This window comes from Bradyrhizobium zhanjiangense (assembly GCF_004114935.1).
Classification (GTDB): Bacteria; Pseudomonadota; Alphaproteobacteria; order Rhizobiales; family Xanthobacteraceae; genus Bradyrhizobium; species Bradyrhizobium zhanjiangense.
In genome coordinates, this window is record NZ_CP022221.1 from 2355450 (window position 1) to 2381074 (window position 25625).

Annotated in this window: 21 protein-coding genes and 4 pseudogenes; 10 read left to right on the forward strand and 15 right to left on the reverse strand. The window is 57.5% G+C overall.

All coding sequences use genetic code 11. The features are described 5' to 3' along the window. Nucleotides 1-788: 788 nt before the first annotated feature. The 4 genes from XH85_RS11170 (at nt 789) to XH85_RS11185 (ending at nt 3147) form a co-directional block, all read left to right on the forward strand. The gene (locus XH85_RS11170) at nt 789-995 is read left to right on the forward strand and encodes a hypothetical protein (RefSeq protein ID WP_128931926.1); all 207 of its coding nucleotides are present in this window, start codon (nt 789-791) and stop codon (nt 993-995) included. Between the two features lie 54 nt (nt 996-1049). Further along, on the forward strand, nt 1050-1976 hold the full coding sequence (locus XH85_RS11175; protein WP_128931927.1) for a hypothetical protein: 927 nt from the start codon (nt 1050-1052) through the stop codon (nt 1974-1976). Nucleotides 1977-2238: 262 nt separating this feature from the next. Then, a complete protein-coding gene (locus XH85_RS11180) occupies nt 2239-2526 on the forward strand; it encodes a hypothetical protein (RefSeq protein ID WP_128931928.1) in 288 nt (95 codons plus the stop codon). A gap of 81 nt (nt 2527-2607) precedes the next feature. Beyond that, nucleotides 2608-3147, forward strand: a complete 540-nt coding sequence (locus XH85_RS11185; protein ID WP_128931929.1) for a terminase small subunit — start codon at nt 2608-2610, stop codon at nt 3145-3147. Nucleotides 3148-3292: 145 nt separating this feature from the next. Here XH85_RS11185 and XH85_RS44905 read toward each other — a convergent pair whose 3' ends face one another. Both XH85_RS44905 and XH85_RS11190 read right to left on the reverse strand, forming a co-directional pair. Continuing rightward, nucleotides 3293-3433: a hypothetical protein gene (locus XH85_RS44905; RefSeq protein WP_164940735.1), complete on the reverse strand. Its 141-nt coding sequence runs from the start codon at nt 3431-3433 to the stop codon at nt 3293-3295. Between the two features lie 506 nt (nt 3434-3939). Beyond that, nucleotides 3940-4683 (reverse strand): reverse transcriptase domain-containing protein, encoded by a 744-nt coding sequence (locus XH85_RS11190; RefSeq protein WP_128931930.1) that lies wholly within the window; start codon nt 4681-4683, stop codon nt 3940-3942. 736 nt (nt 4684-5419) lie between these two features. On the opposite strand from XH85_RS11190, the pseudogene XH85_RS11195 reads away from it, so the two are divergent. From XH85_RS11195 to XH85_RS11205, 3 genes and pseudogenes are all read left to right on the forward strand, one after another. Beyond that, nucleotides 5420-5928: pseudogene (locus XH85_RS11195) on the forward strand (recombinase family protein). A 157-nt stretch (nt 5929-6085) separates the two neighbouring features. Next, nucleotides 6086-6370: a hypothetical protein gene (locus XH85_RS11200; protein ID WP_128931931.1), complete on the forward strand. Its 285-nt coding sequence runs from the start codon at nt 6086-6088 to the stop codon at nt 6368-6370. A gap of 85 nt (nt 6371-6455) precedes the next feature. Then, nucleotides 6456-6719, forward strand: coding sequence for a pyocin activator PrtN family protein (locus tag XH85_RS11205; RefSeq protein ID WP_128931932.1), 264 nt, complete (start codon nt 6456-6458; stop codon nt 6717-6719). Between the two features lie 76 nt (nt 6720-6795). Here the strand turns inward: XH85_RS11205 and XH85_RS11210 are convergent, their stop codons facing one another. From XH85_RS11210 to XH85_RS11240, 7 genes are all read right to left on the reverse strand, one after another. Further along, the gene (locus XH85_RS11210; RefSeq protein ID WP_128931933.1) at nt 6796-8109 is read right to left on the reverse strand and encodes a hypothetical protein; all 1314 of its coding nucleotides are present in this window, start codon (nt 8107-8109) and stop codon (nt 6796-6798) included. A gap of 430 nt (nt 8110-8539) precedes the next feature. Continuing rightward, entirely contained in the window at nt 8540-8983 is a 444-nt protein-coding gene (locus XH85_RS11215) for a hypothetical protein (protein WP_128931934.1), read from the reverse strand. A gap of 187 nt (nt 8984-9170) precedes the next feature. Beyond that, nucleotides 9171-11420: a di-heme-cytochrome C peroxidase gene (locus tag XH85_RS44910; RefSeq protein ID WP_245473982.1), complete on the reverse strand. Its 2250-nt coding sequence runs from the start codon at nt 11418-11420 to the stop codon at nt 9171-9173. A 217-nt stretch (nt 11421-11637) separates the two neighbouring features. Beyond that, nucleotides 11638-12792 carry a hypothetical protein gene (locus XH85_RS11225; protein ID WP_245473984.1) on the reverse strand — a complete coding sequence of 385 codons (1155 nt, stop codon included), beginning with the start codon at nt 12790-12792 and terminating at the stop codon, nt 11638-11640. A 231-nt stretch (nt 12793-13023) separates the two neighbouring features. Further along, complete coding sequence (locus XH85_RS11230; RefSeq protein ID WP_245473986.1) at nt 13024-13431, reverse strand: hypothetical protein; 408 nt, start codon at nt 13429-13431, stop codon at nt 13024-13026. Between the two features lie 20 nt (nt 13432-13451). After that, on the reverse strand, nt 13452-14225 hold the full coding sequence (locus XH85_RS11235; protein WP_128931935.1) for an IS5 family transposase: 774 nt from the start codon (nt 14223-14225) through the stop codon (nt 13452-13454). A gap of 7 nt (nt 14226-14232) precedes the next feature. Beyond that, nucleotides 14233-14670: a hypothetical protein gene (locus XH85_RS11240; RefSeq protein ID WP_245473990.1), complete on the reverse strand. Its 438-nt coding sequence runs from the start codon at nt 14668-14670 to the stop codon at nt 14233-14235. Between the two features lie 92 nt (nt 14671-14762). Here XH85_RS11240 and XH85_RS11245 point away from each other — a divergent pair, with 92 nt between their 5' ends. Then, a complete protein-coding gene (locus XH85_RS11245; RefSeq protein WP_128931936.1) occupies nt 14763-17078 on the forward strand; it encodes an NACHT domain-containing protein in 2316 nt (771 codons plus the stop codon). Nucleotides 17079-17211: 133 nt separating this feature from the next. On the opposite strand, the pseudogene XH85_RS11250 reads toward XH85_RS11245, so the two are convergent. Further along, nucleotides 17212-17481 (reverse strand): annotated as a pseudogene (locus tag XH85_RS11250) (integrase core domain-containing protein); the annotation flags it as partial. 80 nt (nt 17482-17561) lie between these two features. Between XH85_RS11250 and XH85_RS11255 the strand changes: the two are divergent. After that, nucleotides 17562-17933 (forward strand): annotated as a pseudogene (locus tag XH85_RS11255) (IS110 family transposase); the annotation flags it as partial. On the opposite strand, the pseudogene XH85_RS11260 reads toward XH85_RS11255, so the two are convergent. Then, nucleotides 17895-18853, reverse strand: a pseudogene (locus XH85_RS11260) (IS3 family transposase); the annotation flags it as partial. The pseudogenes XH85_RS11255 and XH85_RS11260 sit on opposite strands and share 39 nt — an antisense overlap. A 366-nt stretch (nt 18854-19219) precedes the next feature. On the opposite strand from XH85_RS11260, the gene XH85_RS11265 reads away from it, so the two are divergent. Further along, nucleotides 19220-19756, forward strand: coding sequence for a hypothetical protein (locus tag XH85_RS11265; protein WP_128931937.1), 537 nt, complete (start codon nt 19220-19222; stop codon nt 19754-19756). Nucleotides 19757-20731: 975 nt separating this feature from the next. Here the strand turns inward: XH85_RS11265 and XH85_RS11270 are convergent. The 4 genes from XH85_RS11270 to XH85_RS11280 all read right to left on the reverse strand — a co-directional run bounded on the left by XH85_RS11270 (nt 20732) and on the right by XH85_RS11280 (nt 25540). Continuing rightward, entirely contained in the window at nt 20732-21571 is an 840-nt protein-coding gene (locus XH85_RS11270; RefSeq protein ID WP_128931938.1) for a hypothetical protein, read from the reverse strand. Nucleotides 21572-21941: 370 nt separating this feature from the next. After that, complete coding sequence (locus XH85_RS44915; RefSeq protein WP_164940736.1) at nt 21942-22628, reverse strand: hypothetical protein; 687 nt, start codon at nt 22626-22628, stop codon at nt 21942-21944. After that, entirely contained in the window at nt 22564-22956 is a 393-nt protein-coding gene (locus XH85_RS11275; RefSeq protein WP_128931939.1) for a hypothetical protein, read from the reverse strand. Before XH85_RS11275 ends, XH85_RS44915 begins: the two co-directional genes overlap by 65 nt. A gap of 52 nt (nt 22957-23008) precedes the next feature. After that, nucleotides 23009-25540: a beta propeller repeat protein gene (locus XH85_RS11280; RefSeq protein WP_128931940.1), complete on the reverse strand. Its 2532-nt coding sequence runs from the start codon at nt 25538-25540 to the stop codon at nt 23009-23011. Nucleotides 25541-25625: the final 85 nt, after the last annotated feature.

The window sequence follows — 25625 nt, forward strand, 5'->3', positions numbered from 1 at the left end:
TGCCGTTGATGCCCTCCCGCTCTACGGGTTGGAAACGCCGGAGGTGCGAGACAGGCAATAGTCGTTGAGGACGAGAAGTGCCGCGACGCGCTCGCCCGCGAGACGGGTAGGGCCGTGGTGTCCTGGGCGGGCCGAACGCAAGGCGTCAAGCATACCGATTGGACGCCGCTGGCTGGGCGCAACATCGTGATTTGGCCGGATGCCGACGCGCCGGGCCTTGCGACTGCGAATGAGATTGCGGCCATCCTGGTCGCGCTCGCCTGCACCGCGTCATGGATGTCATGCGGGACAATCCGCCGAAAGGCTGGGACGCCGCTGACGCGGTTGACGGCGGATGGGACAAGGACCGCCTTGACGGGTTCATGCGGGACACGGTTCGTCCGTGGTCGCCGCCCGCGCCGCCAGCGGAGAAGTCCGCAGCACCTGCCGGTCCGGTCGCACCAGCCGCGCCCGTCCCTGATGTTCAGGGCGACCGTCTAAAGGGCGAGCCGATCTATGGGATATTCACGAAGCTGTTGACCGGGCAATGGCGGTGCTTTCGAATCCTGCGCTCGGCATCTACGCACATGGCGATGATCTTGTGCGAGCTGTCACGTACAGCATGCCGACGCGGACACTCACAATCGCAAAGCAGGGCGAGAATGTCGATCGCCCCGACGTAACGGTTATCATCGCAACGTTTCTGATGTTGCCTTGGTCGAGACGCTTAGCGCCATGCCACATTTGCGAAATGGGATGCGCGCGCCGGCAAGTTTGTGCCGTGCGATTGCCCCACGTAAATCGCTCGCATGATCCTCGCGAGTAAGGGCCATGGCTGGACCGTGGCGCGCCTGCGGGCCATCATCAGCGCGCCGACGCTGCGGCATGACGGAACGGTGCTCAGCGCGCCTGGATACGACAAGGCCACTGGCCTCTTGCTGGTCGGAGATCGCATCTGGAGGCAGGTTCCTGAAAACCCGTCTAAACGCGATGCCATAAAGGCGCTCGATGTCTAAGCAGAGCCAATCGCGGGGTTTCCTTTCGTCGATAACTCCGACCGCGCTGCTGCCTTGGCGCTGCTCATCACTAGCGTCATGCGTCCGAGCCTCAAAACGGTTCCGATGTTCACCGTAACCGCGCCGGCCGCCGGGACAGGAAAAAGCCTCCTGGTAGACATCGCCGCCATACTGGCAACGGACCGCAAGGCCGCAGTCGTCACGCCTACCCAAGATGAGGCCGAACTCGAGAAGCGGATCGGCGCAGCCGCACTTGCTGGCGATCAGATTATCGGCATCGACAACGTAACGCATATCCTGCGCAGCGATCAGCTTTGCCAGTTGCTCATTCAAGAGAAAGTTCAAGTCCGAGTGCTCGGCGCGTCCAAGAATGTACGCATTCCTTCCACGGCTCTCATCTGCGCGACTGGTAACAATCTCTCGGTCCACGGCGATCTAAATCGCCGCGCCGTTCGTATCCGGCTCGACGCCAAGTGCGAGCGGCCTGACGAGCGCCGTTTTGATCGGCATGCGGCAGGCCTCGCATTACGGAAGCGCGCGGAACTCGTCGCCGCCGCGCTGACGATCGTCCGGGCTTACCTCGCTGCCGGTGCTCCAAGTCAGGCAGCGCCCACGGGATCGTTCGAGGATTGGTCTGACACGGTGCGTTCGGCGCTGATCTGGATGGGAATGGGCGACTGCCGAGGGGATGTCGATGCGATGCGCGCAGAGGATCCCGAGAAGGCGGAACTGGCTGAGATCATGGAAGGTCTGCCGACCGGCAGGTTCACGGTCCGCGAAATCGCACACAACGTCTCCGAGAGCCCCGAGCTGCGAGAGGTGTTCGCCGGCTTTGTGGGCAGGAATGGTGTGTTCGCCACGAAGACCTTCGGTCGGTATCTCGCGCGGTATCGCGGCACGATCGTCGGAGGGCGATCAATCGAGCTGATCGCCAACGGTGCTGTTTGGCAGGGCCAAAGCCAGACTGAAGTTCGGTGGTGAGCGACCCGCATAGCCTCAACAGACCCGGCCTTGGCCGGGTTTTTTTGTTGTCAGCACCCAAACAAATTTGGAATTCCATCCTCTTGAGGTTTGTGAGGTTTCCGAGGTTTCTCTCAACCCTAACGCGGAAATTGTCAGTAGAGATGGTTATATACCCGTGCATACATGACAATGCCTAGGAGGCGACTGAAACAAACCTCAGAAACCTCCGAAACCTCATCGCCCTCGATCTCACCTCACGTAAGAAATGGTCCTTTCAAAAATGACACTCGAACACTTTCTCACCGCTGGTGTCGTTGGCTTCTCCATCATTGCTGGGGCAGCGTGGTTCCTGGCGGCGACTGTAAAAATCAATGTGCCCAAGCAAGGGGGCAAGATCGTCGACTTTCGAGAGACCATCGGAGATGAGCCGGGTGACAACCAGCTAGTGGTTGACGGCGTAGATGTTTGGCGGACATCTGCGTTGCAGGGTCGATGGAACGCCACAGCAGCCGCTGCGGCTTGCGTCGCTGCGCTCCTTCAAGCATGGCAGGCTTCGCTTCACTGGTAATTATGGCCCTTCGGTAGAGATGTAGGGAAATGCAGTAGTGCGGTTGGTGGCGGCAACTATTCGCGTGCCACAGATCGCATTATGGCATTGACCGCAAAACAGCAACGATTTGTTGAAAGCTACTTGCTCGATCTCAACGCGACGCAAGCCGCGATCCGCGCGGGCTATTCCAAGGGAACCGCAGACAAGCAAGGTCCGCGCCTTTTAGCCCATCCCGATGTTATTGCCGCGATCGATGCGGCCAAGCTCGCACGGTCGGAACGGACGCAAGTTGACGCGGACTACCTGTTGCGTCGCCTTTTCGAAGAGGCTGAGGCTGACCTTGCCGATCTGTACGACGAGAACAACAACCTCAAGCCAATAGAGGAATGGCCGGAAATTTGGCGGCAAGGCCTCGTTGCCGGTGTGGAGATCGACGCGCTGTATGAAGGTTCAGGCGAGGATCGTCGGCAGGTCGGACACGTCAAGAAAATCAGGCTGAGCGATCGACTGCGCCGGCTGGAGTTGATCGGCAAGCATGTCGGCGTGAACGCGTTCCAGGATCAGGTTGCGATGAGCGGGGTCGAGGGGCTGGCGGACCGGATTGCCCGTGCCAAACTTCGCAACGGAAGCGATGGCTAACCCGATGGTCAAAAGACTTGCGTCGCGCAGCCGAGCGTGATGCACAACGGCCTGTGGCATCGACCCGTGCGATGGCGGCGGAGCGAGCGCAACGAGGCGTTCGAAATGCCGTCTACAGGTTGGGCCGCTTTGGCGGCGGCCCTTCTCATTTCCGGTGCTTGTACAATTCGGCCTCAGCCTTCTTTAGCTCGGCGTCGGCTTCTTCCCACTCTTTGGAGCCTGGGCGCATCTTGTCCCTGGCTTCACGCCACGCTGAAACATTCTCTGCGTATGCCTGGTCAGTCATTGAGCACCTCGTTGATCCACAAGAGCTAATTAGGACACTACAAGATTCAAGGCACTATGAGGCCTCGTCTTGCCGACCTGTATTGCCGCGACGCTGATTCGGAGGACGTCAATCGGAAAGAATTGTGTATTCACACCTTGCGGCAACTAGAACGGGCGTTATGTTGTGCCCCGACACTGAGGTAGCCGAAGCGTGTAGGGGCACCGGGTGGCTATTTAAACTCCCAAAAATCTCTGCCACTGCTGGCTTAACGCGCGATGTCGGCTAAGTTAGGACCCCGCGCGAGAGAAGGAGGACACCATGACGGTGTTACTCACTCTCGAAGCCAGCCAACCAAGTTGGAAGACCTTTCGTCTTGGTATTGGATGCAACTTGCATCTGGCTTCGATGATCGCTCTGCTCTCACAATTGTTCTGATCGACGGAAGGAGCCTCTCGGAAACGAGGGGCTCTTTTCTGTTTAGAACGTCCCATCGTCAGCGCGTTCCACCGCTGGCGGATTTGGATTCAACTAGGCCCGACGGATTGGTTGTTCCGCTGCACCCGAGCACAATAGGCGATGAATGAGGCTTCCGCATTGGGACCCCGGGCCTCATCCATGAACTTTTGCATCCGCTCGTCGGTGACGCTGGTTTTCCCGTAGGTCAGGTGGCAATTGAATGCGATAATTGCCTCCGCTGGCTCGATCAGCTTCGCCGGATTTGCAGCCAGATTTGCTTGTGTGCAGGCTTCGAGAATGCCCTGATAGGTGATGCGCAACTCATGTGCGTCCGCCGCCGAGCCGATCAGGTCGTCAAAGTAAACCGAGACCAGGACGCCCCGGTCCATCGCCTCCTCGATCGACGAGGCAATTGCCGACCGCCACAGCGCCAGACTAGCTAGGAGCGGGGACTGCTTGAACCCGATCGGCAGAACGTATTTCGGCCCGCCCTCGTACGGATTGCGTACGGTAGACCAGGCCGCATAATCCCGCGCTGAGTGAAAGCCCAGTTGACGCAGCATGTGCGCCACCCTGTTTCGAGAGATCGAATAGAAGAAGTTTTTGAGGTCGATGCGGAAGAAATATCGATTGGTTCGGTGCTCGTGGAGCGCCGCCACATGTCCGCCGCTGCGGTAGTGGAAGAAATAGTGAGGCAACTCGATTTCAGCGGCAAATTTGAGGAGCGTATCCCCTCGTCGATCGCATTCCGCGTTCGGGACGAAAATGTGTTTACCGCGAGACGTATAGCGTTCCTTGAAGTTTTCGAGCATCGCAGTTGGCGACCTTATCCAGGATCTCAAGCACAGCCTTGGCCAACCGTAGAACGGCAGTCAAGACCTGCAGGGTCACCCGAATAAGGCGCGCCCGACGTGCGAATTTCTTCGTCATCGAACAACTCCGTATTCCGCCCGTCGACTACCCGCGATGCCAGTTTTGGAATCGCCAACCGAGAGAGACCCATTGCGTAACAACAGATACCCCTAAGGCGTGCAGGTAACGTTACGTAACGTTTCGAAACATGCAGCCACGCGAAGCAGGTCATCGCCAACGTGCGTGTCGATAGGATCGTAGGTGGCGAGGTCGATCGCAAGGGGGCGCATCCTATAATCCACAGTTGCGTCATAAATGCCACCATTCCCCAAGCCCCGGCCACGACTATGTCGCGCGTTGCGAACATCGCAACGGATGTTGCGATCTTGCCCGCAGACGCAACGAGGCGGCGCGAACGAGGATTACTTCGGGCCTGCCGGCTTCAAGGGACACGGGAAGGACGGCATCGAGACGCGCGACCACACCTTCGGTTCATTCAGCGGCCACGCCAATTAAGATGGCGCAAATCTTCCAAATCCTCTCTGATGTCCACATCTCAATGGGGTTTACCCTCACGAGACAGGCCCCTGAGACGCAGAACATGTCTCAATAGGATTGACTTTGAAATTATGAGACACCACCGTCTCACGGTCTAAAGCCTAACGAAACACAGAGGCATACGCTCGCGTCTCCACCATCGATCAAGACCTAACCATCCAAGAGACCGCGTTGCGCGCGGCGGGCTGTGACCTGATCCGCTCTGAGAAGCGAACGGGCACCACTACCACCCGCCGCGAGGAGCTGCGCACCGTGCTTGACTTCCTACGCTCCGGCGACGTGCTGATGGTGACACGCATCGACCGTCTCGCGCGCAGCATTGGTGACCTGCAGGACATTGTGCGCGCCATGAAAGCCCGTGGTGCCTCCCTGCGGGCTACGAGCAACCGATTGACACCAGCACGGCAGCGGGCAAGTGCTTCTTGGACATGCTCGGTGTGTTCGCAGAATTCGAGACCAACCTCCGCAAAGAGCGGCAGTTAGAGGGCATTGCGGACGCCAAGGCACGCGGTGTGTATCTAGGGCGCAAGGCCATTATCGACCCTGCGAAAGTGGAGGCCCTCAAGGCTGAAGGCATGGGGGCGTCGGCCATCGCCAAGGCTCTCAAGATTGGTCGCGCCTCGGTCTACCGCGTTCTTGAGGAGTGAGGAGCATGCCGATGCTATGCAGGATGATCCTCTGGACACCATTCGATAAAATTGCAATTCCTGCGGGCGAACTAAGGGAAAGGAAAACAAGTTGAAGTTTGGGAATTTGCTTGTCGCGGCAGTGATCGCGGCTTTGCCCTCGGTGGCGTTCGCAGAGATGACAACTCCGCTCCTCGACAAGGAGACGGACGCGATCAAGCAGTATCTTTGGAAGCAGGGCATGAGCACGGCGCCGACCGGATTGTATCTGGCAGCTCGATACCAGCTGCGGACGGAGATTTGCGGCAAGCCAGACATGGACGAAGAAGTGCAGATGTACCTGCGCGACGCGACCGTAGAGGCGCCGGCTGCGGTGATCGCAAACTGGCACGCCACCTTCAAAAAGAAGATGCGCGAGGTACTCCTCGCCAATCCATCCGAAGCTCGCGAATTCTGCAAGTAAATTCGCTGGCTATGGGGTGGCTGAGGGGTGATTGCGATCTCCGCGATCTGTTGAGGCCGATCTTGCCGGCGGAGATCGCGGCCTGATGAACACCGCGTTACTGCTGATGGCGCAGTATAACGGCATGGTGATCCCGCTCGAACTCTTGTGCCGAGACTACTTCCAGCACCTGACGCCGAACGAATTCGCGCGGAAGGCTACGAACGGGAGCCTCGACATCCCGGTTGTCCGGATCGAGGGCAGCGCGAAGACAACACGGGGCATCCACCTCGCCGACCTCGCGAAGTGGATCGACGATCGCCGCGCGGCAGCGCAGAAGGAGCTGGAGCAGCTTCAAGGACGCAGGTGAGAGGTGGCCGCTCACATCATAGAGGCCCGGCCAAGCGCCGGGCTTTTGTTTTCTGAGTGATCGCCCGCTAGAGCATCTAAGGTCCGCTTCGCGGCCAAGCGGTTTCTATGCCATTGTTCTCGGCGTTCTTGGCAACGACGTCCGGTCCGATCATGAGTTCGCCAGCTAGTTCATAGACCGCGCTCTGCGACAGAAAATTCTTTGATGCTCTTTTCCGAAGTAACGCTTTAGGGGCGGTCAACTCGGCGGCAAACGCACGATTGGCTTGCTGGTCGCGCGTGACGGCGGAAGTGAGAAGGCGGCTCTCATGTGGTTCGGCTGACCAGCCCGAGAAAACGGCGCGTGCGGCGGCGAATCGACGCTTCGGTTGGGTTTCCTGCAATAGCGCAACTCGCATATCGGAATCGTCGCGCACCACTGCGCCGGTAATAGATATTTCCTCGTCAGTCCGCCGTCGCGGTTCGCCTCTGATCGAAGTGTCGACGCGCAACATATCAAACACCTTCGTCGCCCCGGCGGGGTCCGTGTCCTTAATGCCGAGCCGCCGCCTGATGAGATCGGCGGCCTGGACGCCGCGGCGGTAGGCATGCACGGAAAGATTGTCGGCCGGCAGCCGTACTGTTTCGAGCGGTGAAAGCGTGGAAGTCGCCGCGTTCTTGGTGAGCAAGGCCGCTTCCTCAGCGAGCGCCGCGACTGATTTGAATGTTTGAGGGGTCGAACTGAGACAAAGGTCCATAAGTAACCGATCGCCTAACACCGGCTGTAGCCGTTCGATTAAGTCGGCGATCGCGTCGTCGACATCATAGGGAGAGAGACCGAGAGCGCCCGCACAACGACAGAACTGGGCCTCTTCTTCATCGGTATCGATGATTTGGATCCATGCATCCTGTAAGAACGTCCCCTTGATGCTCGCCGCTTCTAATCGCGCCACAACTTTCGCGACGAAGTCGCGCAATACCTGTTCGACGGCGTCTCTCTTCAATGTTGTTGATGCGGTATTCCGGAATCTGACACCGGCCAGCTCAACGTCTCTTCCGCTGGCAGTGATGTAAACGGAGCCGCCCTGAGGAAGGAACAAGAGGCGCGGAAGAGCAAATCCGTGTTGCCCAGACAGCAAAGAATGACGAGCATTGAACGTCGGGCTGGTGCTTTGGGAATTGTCTTCTTCACTCTTGCGGGGCTCCCACAGCAGAGCCCACCAATTCTCGGCCATCCATTCGGCAAGGTAATAGGCAGGAATTTGGAGCTGCGGCACTACGTTGTCGCGGCCGTCGATGAACTCGGTGACGACCTTGTTCCCCACCTCAATCATGAGGTTGCAGAAGGTCATGTCCACCTCGTTCCTTCCGCCGGTCGGCGACCAGGACGTTGTGATTTTGAACTCACTCATTCTGCAAACCAGGCGGCAGGCCGCTGACCTCTATGGGGTACGCGTGATAAGTCCCGGCAGTTCCCGTATTCGTGGTAGCTTCGTACCAAACCATGCCGATCTTGTGCCAGATGTGCCTCGGAAAACCGTTAACCCACTGCCGGGAAATTCGCCGAGCCCGGATAGCAGCTCTTAATGCGTCGCCGGCCTCCTGAAGCGTGAAGTCACGCGGACACGGAGTGGCCGGTTTTGGCCGACGGCGTAGCCTGCCATCGATCTTACAGTGATAGTCGCTCGGCGCATACAGCGCCCTTGCAGCGGCTGTTTCCAACTGCTCTTCCGGAACGAGCCGCGCCAAAATACGCGGCTTATCCGGGTTCGGATTCCGCCTCTTTGGCCGTCGCATTCCTCTCCCCCAACGTAGGCATGCTAGCTACTCGGCCAAGTTGCTTCAACCAAAATTGTTCGCTTTGGGATAGGCTGATCCGTCAATTCTCCTTCCGAACAGTCGGATTTCGCGAGTACTATCAACGGGTGAACGAAAGGGGAAAGTTCGGTTTGGGGATTGAAAACTAAGAAGAATTTGACGGATTTTGATTCCATGGGGCGTGCGCGTACTTAGTGCGCCGGGTCTTAAGAGATCCAGTGGCACGTTCGGCGAGATCAGACCGTTCTCCGGCACGCATACGACCATGTCGCCGCGGACAGGCTCGGCGGCCAGCACCGCAAGCGCAAAAGCAGGAGGGATCGGCCGCGGAGCGTGTCCTCGGTAGAATTGGTCTCGACAATGTCGGTCGGAAGAAGGGCGCTGGGGGTGGGCGGCGAAGCCAGCCCTCACCGAAAAAATAAAACCAGGTGAGATAACGGCCAATAACGGCGCGCGGTATTCGGCCATGGCAGGGGACTCCAGCAGCCTGCTCAGGGAGCCTGCTACGTGGGGTTAGCCAGATTGTCCTCGATCCCCACAGGACCAAGCTTTCGATCGCATCCCGAATGGCACGCGCGTTGACGACGCGCGCGACCTCGGCGGAAGGTCGAAGGTAGCGACGCCGACGCACAGGTCGACGGGCAACGCATCGCCCTCATAAAATCTTGAGATACTCAACAAGCGCTCGGCGCTCGGGTTCGGTCAATTCTGGTCCGATGACGCCAGGCGGCAGCTTCGTTAGGTCGGTTTCCTTGCCCTCGAACGAATGTCCGCGATTGCTGTTGCCAAGCAGCGACACATCAAAGTTCGTCAGGCCGGCCGCACAGCTCTCGGTCGCCTCTGCTTTCGTAACAAGCCCGACATTGACCGGGTCGAACGCACGACTGCCGATGCAAAACGAAGTCGGCCGTTGGGCTTGCGGCAAAAACATGTCTCTCAGTGTCGGAACGGACCCATTGTGCAGATAAGGAGCCGTTGCCCAAACACCGTCCAACGGGCGCGCCCGGTACTGAGGCTCAAGAGCGAGAAGGATTTCGTCCTTGCCGTTGCGGCTCGCACGCGCCCCGACATAGACTCGCTGGTTTTGGCAGTTCTTCCGAGGTCCCCACATTTGCCGCTTGGTCTCTTCAGAAGTGCCGTTCGCAATGAGCCATTGGTCGATCGTTTTGCCGACCACGTCCATGAGCGCGAGTACAAATAGAGGATCTACGCCTTTATCTGCCAGAAGGCCGCAACCTCCGGCTTTGTTGAGGTCATCTGCAGGATTTAATCCGAGTGACTTGGGTAGGTGAACGCGCCGCGTCGTGAGGACGTTAGATTGTTGGCGGTCGGTGCCGATCGCCGAAACTGGCATCTGGACGACGTTAAAATAGTGCCGTCCGCCGATCTCTACCCAATTCTTCTCGTTCCTGGCTGAGCGATCGGGGTTCTCTGCGCGCCAGAATGAGTCTTCCGGCCACTTTTTGTCGAAGGCAGCATCGTTCACGGGGCCTCGGTGGCATTCAAAGCAGTGAGCACGATAAAGATCGCGACCTTGTTCAACGAGCTTTTCATCGATCGCCCAGGCCGGGTCACCGCGGAATTTCTCCTGCGCGTCCTTCCATCGGGGTGCTACGAGCCCGGTGAATTTTCTCCCTCCTGCATTTTCGGACGAAAAGGGATCGGTGCCGCGCAGAAGCTCTTCGAACCGCGCGATGTCGGAGAGATGTATGGATGAGGCAAAAAGCGGCCTTCCGGGCGCGGCAGCGGTCATATTGATTTTTGCGCTGACACCGAGCGCTTCGCCTGCATTCCGAACGAGTTCGTTGAGAACAGAAGCGTCATACTGTGCCCAAAGGAAATACGGCGTGTCCCAGATCGGTGGAAAGCTCACGGGGGCATCGTGGCGCGCGAAGTTGCCCTTGAGGAGTGGCTCGGAAAGTTCGCCGGTCAAGGGATCGAGTAGATTGCTATAGAAAACCTGGTTTCCGATCCGGTTCAGCGCATCAAGTCGACCGAACCCTTCATCGAGATCCGCCACTCCTTGTCCCGTTAAAAGTCTGTCAGTCTCTGCCTTTTGGTTCTCGATCTTTCGGAGCGCTAACTCGAGATCGCTTCGAAGCTGTCTTCGATCGACGCTCTGCCCTTTGATCTGCTCCAGCTTGCTGGCGAAACGCTCGAAACGCCATGGCAAGATCAGCGTGTAGCCGATCGACAGCCCGACGGCTCTTTCAACCTCGCCAAGATTGACCATCGCCGGCCCGTCGTCGAACCGTATGCTGACATTCTTGTATTCGAGATGACCCGTATGACAGGCGGCGCAGGTTAGGCCAACCTGATCTTCATACGGGGCGCCTGTCGTTGGATCAACGCCGCCCTTGAGGATGGCAAAGCCGACCGGCAAAGCATTCAGGTTCGCGGGCGCGCTTGGAGTCCACCCGGGGTTGGCTGTGTCCCCATTCGGCGCATCGTCGTGATAACCGTATGCGGGCGCAATACCGGCAAAGTCCTTTGAGCCAGGACTGGGAATGAAGCCGAGGCGGCGCAGGTAGTTCTCGTCCGTCAAGCTCGTGTAAGAGAAGGACAGCTCCGGCCGTTCCAGAGCCAAAAACCACTGATAATTGACAGGGATGGTCGCTGTCCCCTGCGATGTGTGGTGAAACCAGTAACGCTGGCGGGCGCTCCAATTTTGCGGGAGCCAATAAGCGCTTTCGATTTTCGATGGCTCGGGCAGGGTTGCAGGCAGCAATTGAGCTACCAGATTAGCATCGTTCTTGATTTTGAGGGTGGCGTCGCGAACCTTCTCCAAATATACCAGGCCGGCCGCCACGATCACGACAACGACGATTGCCAACAATAGGCTGGTGATATGAGGCCAGCGCATCAGCCAGGAAAAAAGACGAGAGCCAAAAGAAGGTCTCCCCATAGCAGGACTCCATCCATCTTTCGTGCGCCCAGCCGGCCCGACAGGCCGGCGGAAACGACGACGCCGTCTGTTACTTGTTCAGCAATTGGCTATTGATGAAGGCGACCACGTCGGCGGTCTCGGCTGCCGCGCGCCTCGTTATCGTCGCCGTGGCCCGGCCGCCGTGCAAAAAGGATGGAAACCAACCGAAGTTGCGGAGATTCCAATCTTCCTTCGGCTAGACCGCCCGCTTCACGCCAGGGACTGCGAAATTTGGAATTTTCCTGGCGAGTGGCTGTGCCGTCTCGGTGTGACAGCTCACGCAATCGGTATTGAAGAAGTGGCTCTTCTTCGGATCGGCAATGGTATTGACGATCTCGATGATGCGGCTGTTGGGCACGTTACCATCGATGAACTCGGAGGTCGAAACACCCTTACGATCAGCTTGGGGCAGGGGCGGATTTTGCAATGCCGCGTGTCGACAGGTGATCGGATTTTGATTATTCGTACCCGGTTGCGGGACCACGTGCTTTCCGCCGATGGCGCTGAACATCTGTGCCGCGTGCATGCCATCAAGCGTCGGGCCGGGCACTGGTGTTAGGCCTGCTTGCGGGACCCTTAACATCGACACGAAAATCCAGGGTTCGGGCGGTGCGATGCCCATCACGGCCATGGTGTTGAGGCGCTGCGGCGAGAGATGCTTCTCAATCAACGCCTTGAGCGCGTCGCGAAACGCCTTCGCCGATAGCCCTACAAGACCCGGATGCACATTCAGATCACCGCTAGTCGATACCTTGACATTGCCAAAATGCCCGGCTCCAAGCTGACCGCGCAAAGTCGCGACGTCACGAATGATCGCCTTGAATGCTTCGTCGTCTGGTTTGAAGCGCGGGAACGGCGCGCAACCGTCCAGAGGTGGATCCGCCTCGAGGGTGAAGCTGAAGATAAGGTGGCCGGCGGTGTCATGGACTTTGAAGCCGTCCGGCCCATTTGTTACCGGCTGAATGATCAGGCGGATTTGTGGTTGCCGGCCAAACTGGGCGATGATCTCCGGCGACAATCCCGGCGCGCCCGGGTCGATCCGGATTCCGGCCACAAACCAGGCGTCGATCTTTTTTACGGCATCGGGAAACTGAATGTGCCGTGCACCCGAATCCGGCGCGCCAGGATGCTCCGGGTTTTCGGCGTTGGCGATAAAATGCGCGAAATCCGCGTCGGAAAACAGCCGCTGCGGCAATCCCGAAGGGCCCGCAAGATCGGACACGGCGATGAGGTTGGCAAGGTCGGCCGCCGACTTCGGCGGAGGAAAGAGAATGGACACATCATTGGGCGCAAGCGGCCTCGACGCCGCTTGCGCCGGAGCCGTTCCTACCTCCAAAGCTGCGGCGAACATCACCCCTGCCGCTAACAAGCTTGCAAGCCGTCGCGGAAACAGAGATCCGTTGATTTGACCCCTCGCGATCATTGGAAATCCCCCTGTAAGACCAAAACTTTAAACATTAGCTGTCGGACAATCTCGCCGCTACGCGCCTCGCCAAGGCAATGCGGGTGACCGGATCAAACCCTTCACTCCTCACCGTAGAATTGGCTTTGCAAGGTCTTGAGTTTCGTCGGATGCAACGCCTCATCGATACAGCCGAGGAAACATCTCACTGCGTGCATTGACCCGCGCGTGGTCGGCTGGATGCGCCATATCCGTTTGCAACGCGCGGACGGTTGTCCAGTCGTTCGCACGATCCTTGAGCAATTCGAACAGCGTTCGGCGGTTGTTCGGCGGAGATAACCGGTCGTCCTTATACCGGTGCATCCGGAAGTGAGCGAAAGTGACCTTGGCTGAGATCTTCGCATCCCATAGCGCGTCGGGTAGCGTTAGCAGATCAAGTCCTTGCAGCTCGCCCAGCTGCTGCATTTGATCCTGCGCTTCCTGATACTGCTCACGGCCGACCAATTGATACATTCCTCGCGGGCGAAACAGCCAGCCGTCGTCCGTTCCGGGCTGGTTGCCAAAGTCGTTGTCATCGTAAGCGAGCACGAAATTGGCTAGAACCTATCTCAAAATTGTCGAAACAGGATCAGCAGGCAAGCGAGCTGGACGAAGCCGAGGAAATTTTGCGGATAGAACTCCCAGCGGACCAGCAGGCGCCGCCGCCACTGTATCCAGGCGAAGAAGCGTTCGACCAGCCAACGCCGAGTATAACGACGGAGCCTACGGCCGTCCTGGGTGAGCGACCTCACTCGGTTTGAACGATGTGGCGCGATCATCTCGATGCCTTGTGACCGCAGTTTATCGTCGAGCGTATCGCTGTCATAGGCGCGGTCGCCGATGAGGTTCTCTGGCTTGGCCTCGATCATGTAGAAGTCGAAGCAGAGCTGTACCAAGCGCACTTCGTGATGGTTCGCGGCATGCGTGCTCACTGAAAGCGGCAAACCGTGGCGATCCACAATCGCCATGATTTTTAACCCCTTTCCGCGCCTCGTTGGGCCGATCTCTGCACCGCCGCCTTTGGCCATCGCAAAGGTCGCGTCGATGAAACACTCCTCTTCGTCGAGCAAGCCTTTCTCGCGAAGTTCGTTGGCGATATCGGTCAGAACGCGTCGCAACACTTCATTGCGACACCAGTTCTGAAAGCGACGATGTACGGTCTTATAGTTCGGATAGCACTGCGGCAGCATGTGCCACTGCGCGCCCGTATTCAAAATCCAAAGAGCGGCTTCGAGAACCTGACGCGTCGCAATCGGCTTCCGGCCCGGCCGGCCGTCGGCAATGTGCTCTTCCGGAAAGTGTTTCCGGATGCGCTCCCATTGCTCGTCCGTCAGCCGAATCATCTTTCCTTTATAGACGATCGACGCTGATCTTCAATTTTGAGATAGGTTCTAGTTCCTTGGGATGATTAAGCAAAGAGTTCACGTCGACCGCGGGCTTGTTTGCGGCCAGAAGCCTTGAGTTATTTTTGTCAATGCGATCGCGCCATTTCTGCGGGAGTTGAGAAACCGCGCTGTAAGAAAAGTTCTCGCTGCTGCGCGTAAAATCGGCGCTGTCGTAAGAGATGGATCCCAGAATATAGGCGAGGATACGGGGATCCGTTTCCTCGACGCGATCCCATTCCTGCAACAAGGCTTTGACCTGTTCGGCCTGATAGTAGGCCATATAGCCCTTGCGATATGGCGGAACGGGGGGAGGGGCCGGCGAATGATTTTTGCGCGATTCACTGAGCTGATGCTCGTAGGCGGCGACGTTTTCCTGATATTCCTCATAACCGCGCTGTTGCAACCAATTGCTCTCATAACAAGCAAGTAATGGCTGCGGTTTGATCTTTGGAGTTGGTTGATATTCCTTCGCTAGCTCGTCGGCGTAGGCAGTGGATGCATGCAAAAGGGCTGAAGGAGAGTGAGAAAAATCAGCTCCGGCGCTTGCTCGACACCAAGCTGAAAGAGGCGCACACGCAGTATCTTGCCAAGAATCCGATGCAGCTGACGATACTGTTGTCTTTGATCCATAATCGTGGTGCATCCCTGCCAGAGAAGCGCACGGCTATGTACGACGCTTACATGGACATGTTTTTCAGCCGTGAGTCAGAGAAGAGCGATGTCGTGAGGGACAATCGAGATGTTCTCATAGACATACACAGATTCCTAGCGTGGAAGCTGCAAACGGCTGCAGAGGCGGGCAACAATGGCAGTATCGAGTACAGTGACCTCAGGGCTACACTGTTCTCGTATCTTGATAAGGAAGGTGAGGATACGACTATTGTTGATGCGCTATTCAATGGGATTATAGAGCGAGTAGGTGCCTTAGTGTCCAGAGTGCAGGACACTTACGAGTTTGAGGTTCAGCCCTTGCGCGAGTATTTCGTTGCTAAGTATCTTTACGAGACATCGCCCTATCCCTCGGGCGAAGGAGACGCCACGGGTGACAAATTCGATCGTTTTAATGCTCTTATCCGCAATCCATATTGGTTGAACGTCACGAGATTCTACGGAGGCTGCTTTAACAAAGGTGAGATCCTCACGTTGGTGAATGAGCTTGTGGAACTGGCGAAGACTTCACCATACGATCGCACGAGCCATGTTCGATCGATCGCGCTGATGCTTCTTGGTGATTGGGTGTTCACTCAGTATCAGCCTGGCGTGAAAAGTGTCGTCAACTTTATAACGGACTACCCGCAACTTCGGCAGTTGCTTGCTTCGGTCGACGAACCCGGCACCGGTTTATGGGGTGTGTTGCCCGAGCGAAGCGGTAGAGCAGACTTCATCTCCATTCTGTTCGATCGAATCGTTAGAACGCAATATGTCGATGAGCGTCGTGCCCTCGCTCAGATTATTAATCAAAATGCGACGGCGGAAGAACGCTTCGACTATTGGCAGCAGGCGCAGTCAAAGATGCTCCATCTAGAGTGGGCGAAGCTTGGTGCGTTATTAGATGTTTACGCAACGGCAAACGAGGTGCGAGCGGGCGCGCTGCTCGCCACAAAGAGTGAGGCTATCCTTAGTCGGTTCGTGGAGTCTCGTTGCTTTACTCTCCTGGAGAAGTCTGATTGCGCAGACGAGGCGCGCAAGCTAATCCTTTTTGATGCGAAGTTTAGTGCCGTCGCCTTTGATGGGTCTAATCCTCATAGGCTCAACTGGCTAGCATTGATTTGCGGCGCGTTTCAGTATGGTTCCGTGTTCGATGTGGGTGCTGTTTCGCTGCGATCCTTTCTTGAGTCGAGAGCCGGGCGCGATAAATTCCTCCCGCGTTCTGCGACGCCCGAGAACCTCAAGCTGGATGAGCTTCCCGAACCTGAGCGCGGGGTTGTTCTGGCGTATCTCGCTTTTATCGACAATAGTACGGAACTCTTGTCGAGTACGTTAGCCCCATGGACAGAGTTGGTGACGGCCTTAAGACAAGCTCTCGGAGATAGCCCGGCTTTCGATCGGATCGCGGTCATTAGTGCGGGCATCCGATCTAAGATCGATTTGGGAAGCGACGGTGACTTAAGCGCCACGGATGATATCGTCTCGACCGCTCGGTTTGCGAGATTGAAGTCTGGCGCCCATCAATGGTGGCGCGACCGTCTAAGCGGAGTCGAGAATGTTGATGCACGGGTTAGATGGTTGTTGCTGTTGTGGTTTTGGGCAACACCACGAACATTGATGAAGCTAGCGTCCTTTCTTGATGGCTTGCTCGCCGATTTGTCTAACAAAGAATGGACGACCCTGAGCCGAGAGTTCTATTTCCTTTCCACATACGTTCGGCGGTCGGACGAAGCCTCTTCCGGCCAGAGTTATGATCTAACCGACTTTGAAAAATTCAGTTCTCGGGTCTGTAGCTTCGTGAGACAGCGTCTTCCACTCAAGCCGCAGCTGAAGCTTGCACAGAACGTCGCGAACGATCCGTCTGCCGAAGCTCCTGAGGTGCAATTTGCGTTGGAGGCGGTAGTTAGGTCTTGCCTAGGCGAATCCAACTGGGAAGGCGAATTGGGGACCATCAAAGCGCTGTATTCGAGGGGGGCTTACATCCCCCTAGGAATACGTCGAAACTTCGAAGTCCCCGCAGGCGTGGCGAGTGAGGTGTCGCGCGAGCCCGAAAGCTTTCCTTTGCCTCTAGTCGCCGCCGCGGACGGCGCTTTGCGGGCAGAGGCGGGATCAAAATCGGTAAGCCTGCAAGCGATCGCGGCGCGAGACAAGTGGTTCCGTTAGAAGCAGCGAAGAATCAGCATTTGTCGTGACGTGAGATCGATGAACACGAACAGTAGCAAGATGAGCGTTGCTGTTTCTATTGAGGTCGGCCCCTCCGTCGCAACGTCTGAGCGTGTGACCTTGCCCCCAAGTTTTATCCAGTTTTGAGTTCGCCCCGGTGGTTGGATTTGCCCGTTTGGGCGGTGGGAGCGACGGGAGCTGGCGCGGAGCCTTCGGCATAGCGCAGCGCCAGATCCCGGCGCGGATGACAGGTGAAGGCGAACTCCGACGGGGTCTTCCATCCGAGCTGCGAGTGTGGTCGTGCGTTGTTGTAATCGGCCCGCCAGCATCCAAGCGTGACGCGGGCCTGGGCCAGCGACGTGAACAGCGTCTCGTTCAACAATTCATCCCGCAGCCGGCCGTTGATGGGGAAGACGGCCCCGCTCCCTCGGCGCCGGCGATATACTGGCGATGGACGAACCCGCTAACAGGAGCAATTCACCAATGGAAGCCGCGACAATTGGGTTGGACATTTCGAAGCACGTATTTCACATCCATGCAGTTGATAGCCAAGGCCAAGTGGCCGGTCGCCAACGCCTCCGGCGAGGCGAGATCGTGTCGTTCTTCTCCTCGCTCGCACCTTGCCTGGTCGGCATTGAGGCCTGCGCGACTGCTCACCACTGGGCGCGGGAGATTCGGCAGTTCGGACACGATGTGAGATTGATCCCGCCAGCCTATGTTAAACCCTACGTACGAAGAGGAGCCAAGAATGACGCCGCTGACGCGGCCGCGATCTGCGAAGCCGTCACCCGTCCCAATATGCGGTTCGTTCCAATCAAGAGCGTCGAGAACCAGGGCTTCTTGATGCTTCATCGTGCAACTCTCGATGAAGGCGTTCTGCATGGGCTTGCCCGGCGCGATGTAGTGCCATGCGACGCGGCTCTGGTCGGCCCAGGTCAGGGTGGCATTGCTGGTGAACTCGCTACCGTTGTCGCTAACCACCATTTTGGGCTTGCTCCGTTCCATCACCAGCCGGTCCAGTTCCCGCGCGACCCGGGCGCCCGAGAGCGAGGTGTCGGCCACAAGCGCCAGGCACTCGCGGGTGCAATCATCGACCACGGTCAGGATGCGGAAGCGGCGGCCGTCGGTGAGCTGATCCGAGACGAAGTCGAGCGACCAGCGGTCGTTCGGCGCCATCGGCACTGTCATCGGCGCTCGGGTCCCGATCGCCCGCTTGCGGCCGCCACGGCGACGAACCGCGAGCCTCTCTTCCCGGTAGAGCCGGAAGAGTTTCTTGTGGTTGATCCTATAGCCCTCCCGCTTGAGCAGAACATGCAGGCGCCGATAGCCGAAGCGACGGCGCTCCTGGGCGAGCGCCCTCATGCGTTGGCGCAGGGCGGCATCATCCGCCCGGGACGTCTGGTATCTGATGGTCATGCGGCAACAGCCGATGGCTTTACACGCCCGCCGTTCGCTCATCCCGTGGGCATCCACGAGATGCGCGACAGCTTTCCGCTTCCCCGCGGGCGTCACCACTTCTTTCCCAACAAGTCCTTCAGCGCTGCATTGTCCAGCATGGCATCAGCCAGCAACCGCTTCAGCCGCGTGTTCTCGTCCTCCAGCGTCTTCAGCCGCTTGGCCTCCGAGACCTCCATCCCGCCAAACCTGGCTTTCCATTTGTAGATACTGGCATCACTGACGCCGTGCTTCCGGCACAGATCGGCAACCGAAACGCCAGCCTCGTGCTCCTTCAAAATCCCGATGATCTGCTCTTCCGAAAAGCGGCTGCGCTTCATGCTCTGGTCCTTGTCTTGGGCCAGAGCGAACTTCAACCTGGATTAAGCCTGAGGGGCAAGGTCACGTGGGCTCACGTTGCGTGATCTATCGCATATCTAGGAAATCGCTTCATGGCCTTGGCGCGGGTCTTCAAGGTGACTTTGGTGTACATCTCCTCCTGTGTTCTCTCGACCATGTTTTGAGATGGCATTCAAGGTCAGCAGCTCGATGCCAACTTCCTTCCTCCCACGGCTCGTATTTGAGTTCCGATTGAGAAAAGCTAATACCGGAAATAGACGAACGATCTTTGTATCTTCGTCGCGTTGGGTTTGGTATTGTCAAGCCTTGGTCGATCAGCATGTTTGCTATGCTACAGGGGGAGGCACATGGCGTGCAGCATCGAACACTTTGGTCACGTACTCGCAATTGCATTCAGCGTGAGCGCGATACTGTATTATATCGAACTGCGCGAACTAATAACGAAACGGAGAGAGGAGGCCGTGGCGATTCATGAGGCCGCGCGAAAGGCTGCCAACAAAGAATGGGCTGATGAGCTTGTTCAGAACATTAGAAAAGATATGGACAACGCGAGAGCCGCGAACCGGCCCTGGATGCTCACACCCACTCGGGAGCCGAGCGAAGAAGAACTCAAAAACGAGTCCAGACTTTTATCGAGAATGTTATTGCTCGATTACAGCGGCACTCTCCTGAGAGCGTTCCCATTCATCACAACAGCGTTGGTCTTTTTGTCTACAGCAACGTCATTAGGCGCCTTACTTGTTGCTGGTTATTATCCGGAGGCGCAACCCGGCTGCAGTTACATGACCTTCATTCTAGCTATTTCCTTTGCTTCGATAGTTTGGAATGTTTTGGTGTACTGGATCTACATCCCAAAAATATCGTCGTGGGTGGCGAAGGGCTGAAGCCGTTCAGGCTCGCCAGAGACTCCTCTATCTTGCCAGTGTCGTGCTGCAGAGCAGCATCCAATCATATCTTTCCTCTAATATGTACTCATGAACGACGGAATGCCATTTGACCTTCTGCCGAAGCCGCCCTCTTTCACGGACGAAGAAGTGCGCGAACAAAGCCTCGGCGTCCAAATGGTCAAGGTTACAAACCAAGGAATAACCTACACCGCCGCACAGAACGCGCCGAGCCTTCCCATATCCGTCGGCGCACCCGTCCACGCTATCATCGGCCAAATCTACGCGACGGGTTCACTTCAGTTTGTGGCGCTCGTACCTTCCACAATCGTACTGAGCGTTACGACATACCAAGAGAGCCGACGTCGATGCGCTCAAAACGTGGCTAACCGAACAAGCTTGTAAACGGTAATCGCGTCACTTTCTGATGCTGGGTTGCCAGAGTTGTACGAAACGTTCGCGCAGCCAAGCTAAGCTCCAGCTGTTCGATCAAGAGCGATATCTTCCTAGTCAGATGTCATCAGTGAATGCAGCGCCGCGCTGCGCTGCGACCTAGGTGAAGCAGCTATTCCTAGCTTTTCCTCGACCAAATAGCTTCGTTTCGTCCGTTGGACTTGGGACCTGCGCACTTATGGTCACGTGCAGCGACGAGAATTCGTTGGCGAGCGGACATAGTCTTAAGGTACGGCGGCAGCGCCTCTCCCGCCAGCTCGGCAGACCGCGCAATCGATAACTTCGCCAAAAGGAGGGATGCTATACGCGCCGGTTTTCGGGTCACGACGATATCGTAGGCAGGGTGCGGGCGGAGGACCGGTCGGGACACAGATGTATGGGGGAGGGCCCATCGATGCGGCTGTGCGCGCAACCAACGCATGAGCCTCGGGTTCAGTCAGCGTCCTAGCCCGGTTGAAGCCCTCCGGGACGACAGGACGAGATTTAGGTTTCCGTGCTTTGGCCATTTCGAAATATCCAAAGCTAGCGATTTAGTGCGTTTCTCACTCCCGTTTCGATGCCGTTCGCGATCTGAGCAGAGAGATGCAGGTCAGCGGCACGCCTGTCAGGCACGCGGCTTGCCACCGTAATTCTCCGACCATTTCTTGTTGCTTCCACGACGCCCGGAACGGCTGGTCCCAGCGTGATCGTCAGATCATTTGTTCTCGTGCGATCCAGGCTCAGGAAGTTGCCGCTCGGATTGACGGTAACTCTGGTGAGTGTCCAGCTCGGAGTGGCTGTGGCATTGGTGTTGATCACAAATTTTACCTGGTGCTGCAAGATTGAATCCTTCACTGCAATCGTAGTCGTCTTGAAATTGACGGTGTTGGTCATGGAGGCGCTGACAGCAGTGAATAGCCACTCCGAAAGCTTCAAATCGCTCTGCAGCAGGAATGCGCCATTCGGGCGCGACTCGTCAGAGCACGTTGCCTTCTGCAAGTCGGAAACCAGATAATAAGCGTCAATCTTGTTCGTCCTCGTTGCATCTGAGGATACGGACAGTCCAGCGCCCAGGGAGAACACTGCGGTTGCCGGGCTGGGGGGCGTCCAAGTGACTCCCGGGGCTAACGCTCCCTTTTCATCGTAGGTCAGCGTAAGCGTAGACTGAATACCAAATCCGTCCAGGAATGTGCCGCCTGGGAAAGCCGCATGCAGATCGGCCACTGCCGCACGCAACTCGCATGTTATGTTGATCAGAATTGCTTGAACAAAGCGCTGCCCCTCAACGCGATCACCAGAATCGTCAATCGGTGGCACGCGGAGTCCACATCCCAACAGCGCTCCCATGATCATAGTGAGCGCAAGCAATCGTATCGCGGACATGCGATCGTCTCCCGTCCGAAGCTCTTCAATTTCTGAACGTCTCCTGCGATTGTTGAAGCAACGAAATACGACTTTCTGGAAAAGAGCAATAATCAAGGGTTGAGGAAATGATACATTTCAATTGTGCGACTTTGCGGCAACACTTCTGGCTCGTAGGCGAGGTCGAAAGATGTCGTCGTGAGTACCCGGTTCGGCCTCCGTTGGACTCGCGGGCTAGGAAAGCGGATTTGCATCTGGCGGAGACGGGGGAGATAATGGCCGGCAGTTCAGGGGGCGCTTGGAGCGCCGCGCTGGTCGGTTGCTTGAGCGGCCGCGCCGCCCGCACGCGGGGGCGACAGGCTGGATCGTGCTTGCCGTCGAACATTCGCAATTACCGAGTGTGGCTTCCCACAATGGCTCCAGGCATGACGACAACAGCTGGGATTTTAGCCACTCCAATTTTCAACAGCGGCGGGGCGCCAGCCGGCAATGAATAGGTCTCCCCAATACGACGGCACATCTTATCATAAGCGTCGATCGCTAGTTGAATTGACGTGTTTGCGGACTTTAGAAACTCGTCTGCTTGCTTTTGCATAGGCTCGGTTAGTGGAGCGATGCGTCGTTTGATGCTTTCGCGCATAACCTCAAAAGCGTCTCTGCCGTTGATCGTCGGGGGAGCTCGATAGAGAGGTGTTATCGGTGCCCCGTCTCGAACTCCGATGCAGGTGTAAGTCGTTTCGCCAACTATGGTGCAATTTATTTTGAAGTGAGCGTCAGGCGACATTTGACGGCCAACTTTATCTCTAATGACACTAACTCGCCTCACAAAGTCGTCCATCGTTGGTCGTGCGCTCCTGATGTGGCCCTGATCATGGTCGAGCTCGTAGAGCGCATAGAGCGTAAATAGCCGGTAAGCCATTGCGGTCGTCGTGACAAAGAGCGCCTGGTCGTAATTTAGCGACAGCGGGACCAAGCTTGCGGTCGTCGTGTCGCATGTTTCAAGAAGGTACTTGTTACGCAATCGATTGCTCGCCCGCAGGCTCGAATACTGATAAAGATTGGTGTTGATGCCCTGCAAGTCCGCGCGACATCTGCTCGATCACTCTTTCATCCAGCTGACGTCTTAGTTCAGCAGAGACAAATGCCTCTAATTCAGCGATGGCGTTTTTGAGCCAGGACTGTACATCCGAAATGACCGGATCACCTAACGCACTGGCCAACAACCGGCCTCCGACGTAACTGATCGCGCCTTGCAGCAGTGCAAGTCCAACAAACGCCGCTGCGGATCCAAGTGTAACCGGCTCTTGTGCTGCGGCCGATCTGCTGAACGGCAGCGTCGTTGCCATCAGGCCGCAAATCATCTCGCGCCGCGAAGCGAAGATTCGATTTTCGGTCCGATCCTGCATTTTTCCCGCCAGATCCGTACGTCTAGTCACCCTGAACCATGCTCAATGTTTCCTATTGCAGCGAAAGTTCATATAAGCCTCTCCCGTGCGTCGCCGCCCGCATTAACCGCTGAGTCGGGTGAATTTGCAGATCGAAAACCGGCGCATCGGGCAAGCCGTTCTCAAGCGGATTCCAATTGAGACCGCCGTCGGGAGAATGCCAGACGCCAACATCAGCGCCGACGTAGACGTTATTGGGGGCCGTCTGGTCAACGGCCAGGGCGTTATGCTCAACGTCAAGGAGGCCGGTCGCTCCGGCACCACTGCGGACTTCCCAGCGTGTTCCGTCGAAGTGCCAGACCCTGCGACGGTCTCCTATTCCTCCAAAGGCGACATAGATGGAGCCGCTATTCGCGTCGGCCCAGTCCACTGCAACATCGGCGATAAGGCCCGATACTCCGAGCGGCGCGGCGGGCGCGTCGTCGAGCCGCCTAATCTGCCATGCATTGCCCGAGCGATCCGCTCGAAACACTTGGCCGCGCGTCGTCCCAATGAACAGACGGTTTGCCGAGGCAAATGCAAGTGCGAACGCGTCACCCGTCGAAGCCCCACCGGGGAGGGTGATCGGCGAGAGCCAGTTGCTCGCGAAGTTGTTCGATAGAAATACAAGCTGACCAGCCCCGACCGCCACCAAGTCTGCGCTGGATGGGCTTGAAGGATTGTACGGCACGCCGACAATCGGCTGTGTCATCGTCGCCCAACCGAAGTTCCACACCGGCGTCCACCCCGCGTGCGATGTGCCTCCCGTCGTGGAGCGATACACGACCCCATTCATGTATACGAGCACTTGGTTAGGCGTGTTCCAGTTAATCAAACAGTAGCCACCATCTCCACCACTGACGTGCGTCCAGATTGCCCCCGACGACGTCCGCGCCGTGCCGTTATCTTGCAGGCCACTGAATAGGATGTTGGGATCTGTTGGATGCTGCGCGATAAAATTGCTGCAGAGGCACGCGAGTCCATTATTTTGACTTACGAACTCACCGGTACCTTTGGGGGCGCGGTTGAGAAATACCCCGCCGTCGCATCCGCACCACAGCTCGTTCGGATCGCCGGGCGTGTGGCAAATGATGTGAATATCGGCGTGGGCATGGGTACCGATCGATGCCGAGTTGCTCACCTTGAAGGCCGAACCGCTCGCCTGGATAGTGCAACGCCAGACCGATCCGCCCCACGGCGGGGCGTCCATGCGATCGCCGCCAAGGTAAATTAGGTTGGTATCGGCAGGATCAACGACGATCGTTAGGTCGTAAGCCCCCTGACCTCCGGGCAGGACGTTGGGCACAGCGTTAACGGGTTTCCAGGCCTGCGTAATGCCATCAAGGCGATAAACGCCCTGGAGCGATCCGCTCGAAGTTGTAACAAATGCATAGAGCAGATTTGGCTTATCTGACTGCACCGCAAGTGCTATGCGCCCAATGTTGGTACTTGGGAAATTAGTGCCGGTGGTAGCCCAGGTTGCTCCGCCGTCGTCCGAATGCATCACCGTTGACCGAGAGGGGCCCTGTCCCCACTCCGCGCTGAAGAACCGTGTAGCGCCGCCGCTCGATGCGGCAACGACGCTCGCGTGCACTCCAGTGCGCACCTGCACCCATTGGAATTGACCTCCGGCTTGAGGTACACGGCGGTAGAGCCCAGCGGTCGTCGCACCAACTACATTCTCGCGATTGCCGGGATCGATCGCGAGCGCGAAGAAAGCTTCGCCTGCAAGGTCCGGCGAGCTTGCTTCGACGACCCAATTTGCGCCTCCATCGTCGGTGCGGATCACGCCGAGCCCGCGGTAGGCTGGAAGGGCTCCCGTTACGCGAGAACGGAAGAGCTGCAACGTGTCCCCTTCTCCAGTGCCAACATAGACCCGGTTCGGATCTATCGGGTCGAGTGCGATCGCTCCGCAGACCAAGCTTGCTGTGGCAAAATTCGTGGGATCCAAGTCGAAACGGTCCATCATGGACCGCCACGTTGTTCCGCCATCGGCGGAGCGAAACACGCCGCCGTTGGCCGACGCGGCATAAACCACCGCACCGCCCGGCGCGACCGCGAGACGCGAGACACGCCCCGCGACCGGCTGATTGCCGACGGTTTGGCCATCCATCACGACGCTCGGGCCCAGCGGGAGCCAGTTGCGCGCACCTGGGACCAATGGCATCGGCGGAGCGCCGGGCGCTACCGCCGGCCCTGCGACTGCGGCGGCCTTGCGTTGCTTGTATTCGAGGAGCACGTCGCGCCAGATTGTAGGCGTAGCCGGCGCGATTAGCGCCTCGCTGCTTGAATCGAGACTGCTTGCAGTTGCGGTAGTGACTGAGTGAGCCGTTGCGCCTCGTCCCTCCAGTGGGGTGTAGCTCGACTCCAGCATCGGTAGCAGCCACTCAAGTGGCCCGCTTCCATCTGTCTTCTTTTTCTTCTTCTTTGCCGCGACTTTTTGCTTACTGAGCCTGAGCGGCTTCAATAAGGGTGCGGCAGGTGCAGGAGCGCGTTTGCTCTTGCGTACATATCGCTTGTTGGATGTTGAGGAGGAGCTTCGCTTCCGCTTTGTCGATTTGCCCATTTGAGTGACCTCGCACTATCCGGCGACCTTAACTTGAGAACGACACGTGCTGCGAGTGCCGCAACAGGACTGACTTCGCAGTTGC

What these genes read in the sequence shown, in the direction of transcription:
- XH85_RS11170 (WP_128931926.1), top strand. Translation starts at nt 789, where the DNA reads ATGATCCTCGCGAGTAAGGGCCATGGCTGGACCGTGGCGCGCCTGCGG.
- XH85_RS11180 (WP_128931928.1), top strand. Translation starts at nt 2,239, where the DNA reads ATGACACTCGAACACTTTCTCACCGCTGGTGTCGTTGGCTTCTCCATC.
- XH85_RS11185 (WP_128931929.1), top strand. Translation starts at nt 2,608, where the DNA reads ATGGCATTGACCGCAAAACAGCAACGATTTGTTGAAAGCTACTTGCTC.
- XH85_RS44905 (WP_164940735.1), bottom strand. Translation starts at nt 3,433, where the DNA reads ATGACTGACCAGGCATACGCAGAGAATGTTTCAGCGTGGCGTGAAGCC.
- XH85_RS11190 (WP_128931930.1), bottom strand. Translation starts at nt 4,683, where the DNA reads ATGCTCGAAAACTTCAAGGAACGCTATACGTCTCGCGGTAAACACATT.
- XH85_RS11200 (WP_128931931.1), top strand. Translation starts at nt 6,086, where the DNA reads ATGACAACTCCGCTCCTCGACAAGGAGACGGACGCGATCAAGCAGTAT.
- XH85_RS11205 (WP_128931932.1), top strand. Translation starts at nt 6,456, where the DNA reads ATGAACACCGCGTTACTGCTGATGGCGCAGTATAACGGCATGGTGATC.
- XH85_RS11210 (WP_128931933.1), bottom strand. Translation starts at nt 8,109, where the DNA reads ATGAGTGAGTTCAAAATCACAACGTCCTGGTCGCCGACCGGCGGAAGG.
- XH85_RS11215 (WP_128931934.1), bottom strand. Translation starts at nt 8,983, where the DNA reads ATGGCCGAATACCGCGCGCCGTTATTGGCCGTTATCTCACCTGGTTTT.
- XH85_RS44910 (WP_245473982.1), bottom strand. Translation starts at nt 11,420, where the DNA reads ATGGGGAGACCTTCTTTTGGCTCTCGTCTTTTTTCCTGGCTGATGCGC.
- XH85_RS11225 (WP_245473984.1), bottom strand. Translation starts at nt 12,792, where the DNA reads ATGTTCGCCGCAGCTTTGGAGGTAGGAACGGCTCCGGCGCAAGCGGCG.
- XH85_RS11235 (WP_128931935.1), bottom strand. Translation starts at nt 14,225, where the DNA reads ATGATTCGGCTGACGGACGAGCAATGGGAGCGCATCCGGAAACACTTT.
- XH85_RS11245 (WP_128931936.1), top strand. Translation starts at nt 14,763, where the DNA reads ATGCATGCAAAAGGGCTGAAGGAGAGTGAGAAAAATCAGCTCCGGCGC.
- XH85_RS11265 (WP_128931937.1), top strand. Translation starts at nt 19,220, where the DNA reads ATGGCGTGCAGCATCGAACACTTTGGTCACGTACTCGCAATTGCATTC.
- XH85_RS11270 (WP_128931938.1), bottom strand. Translation starts at nt 21,571, where the DNA reads ATGTCCGCGATACGATTGCTTGCGCTCACTATGATCATGGGAGCGCTG.
- XH85_RS11275 (WP_128931939.1), bottom strand. Translation starts at nt 22,956, where the DNA reads ATGCAGGATCGGACCGAAAATCGAATCTTCGCTTCGCGGCGCGAGATG.
- XH85_RS11280 (WP_128931940.1), bottom strand. Translation starts at nt 25,540, where the DNA reads ATGGGCAAATCGACAAAGCGGAAGCGAAGCTCCTCCTCAACATCCAAC.